This window comes from Methanocalculus sp., from assembly GCF_030651615.1.
Lineage (GTDB): Archaea > Halobacteriota > Methanomicrobia > Methanomicrobiales > Methanocorpusculaceae > Methanocalculus.
In genome coordinates this window covers 1-3004 of record NZ_JAUSCG010000068.1, presented here as the reverse complement: position 1 = coordinate 3004, position 3004 = coordinate 1, and the positions used below count along the sequence as shown (strand labels likewise).

General features: G+C 50.5%; 4 protein-coding genes. 1 reads left to right on the top strand and 3 read right to left on the bottom strand.

Features of this window, described 5'->3' with window-relative positions; translation table 11 throughout:
• A partial coding sequence (gene nikR, locus Q7V06_RS02795) for a nickel-responsive transcriptional regulator NikR (RefSeq protein ID WP_304837755.1) occupies positions 1-339 on the top strand: 339 nt, incomplete at its 5' end.
• 3 nt (positions 340-342) lie between these two features.
• On the opposite strand, the gene Q7V06_RS02790 is transcribed toward nikR, so the two are convergent.
• From Q7V06_RS02790 to glmS, 3 genes are all read right to left on the bottom strand, one after another.
• Positions 343-630, bottom strand: coding sequence for a DUF2098 domain-containing protein (locus tag Q7V06_RS02790; RefSeq protein ID WP_304837753.1), 288 nt, complete (start codon positions 628-630; stop codon positions 343-345).
• Between the two features lie 47 nt (positions 631-677).
• Positions 678-1655: a histone deacetylase gene (locus Q7V06_RS02785; protein WP_304837750.1), complete on the bottom strand. Its 978-nt coding sequence runs from the start codon at positions 1653-1655 to the stop codon at positions 678-680.
• Positions 1656-1803: 148 nt separating this feature from the next.
• On the bottom strand, positions 1804-3004 hold a 1201-nt coding region (glmS, locus tag Q7V06_RS02780), incomplete at its 5' end, for a glutamine--fructose-6-phosphate transaminase (isomerizing) (RefSeq protein WP_304837747.1).

Genomic DNA, 3004 nt, shown 5'->3' with positions numbered 1-3004 from the left:
CGCGGGTACTCATCGCGATCTGTAGGGATCAGAGATGCAATCAGAAGTTACATCACCTACTACCAATGGATGTCCGATGTAAAAGGTGAGCGGCAGGGTGTGATCACCATTGTGTACGATCACGAACACCGTGGCCTCATTCAGCTGCTCACAGAGATTCAGCACGACTATATGTCCATCATTCAGGCATCACTTCACTCACATGTCACCCATGAAAGGTGCCTCGAAGTGATCCTGTTGCGAGGTGATGGTTCCGACCTCAAAGCTATTGCTGAGCGGTTAATGGCACAAAAAGGGGTTGAATCGGTGAAGCTCACGACAATACCGATCAATCGCTGATAGTTATCCTCCACCCTCACAAGCAGAATCAACGCTCAGCCAGGCACTCTCAGCTGCAACCTTCTCCCGGAGTCGCTCTTCGGTGATGGAGGCTCTATCATCTTTCCCAACCCGGACAACTCTTCCCTCCTTCAGCGTAACAGGCGTGAGAAGGTCAATCCGGTATAAGAGATTGGTGGTGTCGATACAGCCAAATCTGACACCCATTATCTCCTCGATCCGGGTTACTGTTCCGACAGTACCGGTTCGACCATACCGCACCGCCTGCCCGGGCATAATCTCAGTCGTCATACGGGAGTGTCGATATGATAGAGGATAAAGATATTCCACCGGTACTATTACCACTGTACCCTTTGTAACAGTTCGGCGATTCTCATGGTGCTCGATCTGGCCCTGCCGATCGGAGGTGCCCAAACGGCATCCCCTTTCAATGCCGAGAAGATAGAGAAGAGAGATTTACCCACAGAAGGGCCGTATCCCCCTTCAAGAACAAGTGCAGTCGGGATATCCAGCATTTCGATGAGGGTGGCAGTCATCAGGCCAAAATCCTGAGGCACCAGATGCATTCCAGCCAGGGGATCGTCAGTGAGAGCATCCTGGCCAGCAGAGATGATCAGGGCATCAGGCCGGAAACGGAGCATCGCCGGGATGAATACCTCCCTGAGGATATGGATAAAATCATTGATCGTACCACCAGGGAGGATCGGAGCATTCAGGGTGTAACCTTTCCCGGCACCTGATCCGATCTCATCGATCCACCCGGTTCGTGGAAAACTGTTGCTCTGGTGAATTGACATAAAGAGGACACGGTCGCTTGTGTAAAATGCCTTCTGGGTTCCATTGCCATGATGAATATCCCAGTCCAGGATGGCAACCCGATCACATTCTTCAAGTAGGGCAGCTGAAGCGATGGCAGCGTTGTTGAAGAGGCAGAACCCCATTGCGCGATCCGGCTCAGCATGATGGCCGGGAGGGCGGACAAGAGCAAAGGATCGCTCCCCCTCAAGGGCACGCCTTGCACAGAAGATTGATGATCCAACTGCATATGACGCCACCTCGAATGAATGGGAGGTGACATAGGTATCCGGATCGATGAACCTGACACCCCCAAACTCAGAGAGCTGCCGGATCATCCTGACATGGGCAGGAGTATGGATCAGTTCGATATCCTTCACATCTGCAAGAACCGGGGGGTACGTAGTCACCCCGGCGGGAATTCCATCGCGGATCGTCTCCAGACGGAGTGCCGACTCAGGATGGTTATCAAGGTGATGGCGGAAGAAGATCTCCCCGGTAATAGCTGATGTTTTTGGCATATGGTTCAGCTACGTGTACACTCATTCCAGTTCTTCTGTCGGATCGTAAACTCCTCTGGCATAAGATCATAGTATAATCTCAATTACATCATATAGATATAACCATAAAGATGTCACAAAAGAATTTTCCGGTGTCTATCTCCCATTTTCACTCCACCGTCACACTTTTTGCCAGATTTCTCGGCTTGTCGATATCACATCCAAGTGTATCAGCAGTCAGATATGCAAGACGCTGGAGGATAACAGACACTGTTGCGATCGCTGTCACCTCACCTGACTTTGGAAGAGCAATGAAGATATCAACCAGTTCGGGAAGTTGGGTATCCCCAATGACTCCGATGCCGATCACCGGCGCTCCACGCGCCTTTATCTCTTTGATATTTGAGATCATCACCGGATATGTCCTGCCCGGAGTTGCAATCGCAACAACCGGCGTATCAGGCGAGAGAAGGGCAAAAGGACCATGTTTTAACTCCCCTGCCGCATAGCCTTCAGCATGAATATAGGAGATCTCCTTCATCTTCAGTGCACCCTCAAGAGCCACCGGATAGAAGAGTCCGCGGCCGATATAAAAGATTGATTTTGCATCTTTACAGAGGATGACTGCATCATCAACCGGAACCATAAGTGCCTCTTCAATCCTGAGATTTAATCGCTCGAGTTCATTTTCCAGCGAATGATTCAGGAGACAGTCAATGATCTGAACACCCGCAGCCAGTTGTGCCATAAACGATTTCGTCGCGGCAACACTCATCTCCGGTCCTGCACGTGTGTATATAGTCGCATCTGCAATCCTTGTAACCGATGAACCGACGACATTCGTAACTGCAATCGTTGGGCAGCCACACGCTTTTGCCATCTTCAGTGCTGCGAGAGTATCTGCTGTCTCTCCAGACTGGGTGATTCCGATCACCGGTCCGGAGAGTGGCGGGGTATAGTACTTGAACTCGGATCCGATCTCCACCCTTACCGGCATACCACAGTATGACTCAAAGAGATACTTATAAAGGAGACCGGCATGAAAAGACGAGCCGCAGGCAACAATCGAGATCATTCCGGGTTTTGAGAGCAGTGAAAAGGCATCAGGAGCCTCCCTCACAGAATGAAGCGTATTATAGAAGACCTGTGGCTGTTCAAAGATCTCTTTCAGCATATAATGGGGGAAACCACCTTTCCTGGCATCCTGAATATCCCAGTCCACCTCCTCAATCGGACGTTTAACCGGACCACCATACTGAGTGATCAAACATTCTGCCCGCGTCACATCGGCACAGTCGCCATCTTCAAGATAGATGACTCTCCTCGTATGATCTATCAGAGGTGTTACATCTGATGCACAGATAAACTCC

What these genes read in the sequence shown, in the direction of transcription:
- Q7V06_RS02790 (WP_304837753.1), bottom strand. Translation starts at nt 630, where the DNA reads ATGACGACTGAGATTATGCCCGGGCAGGCGGTGCGGTATGGTCGAACC.
- Q7V06_RS02785 (WP_304837750.1), bottom strand. Translation starts at nt 1,655, where the DNA reads ATGCCAAAAACATCAGCTATTACCGGGGAGATCTTCTTCCGCCATCAC.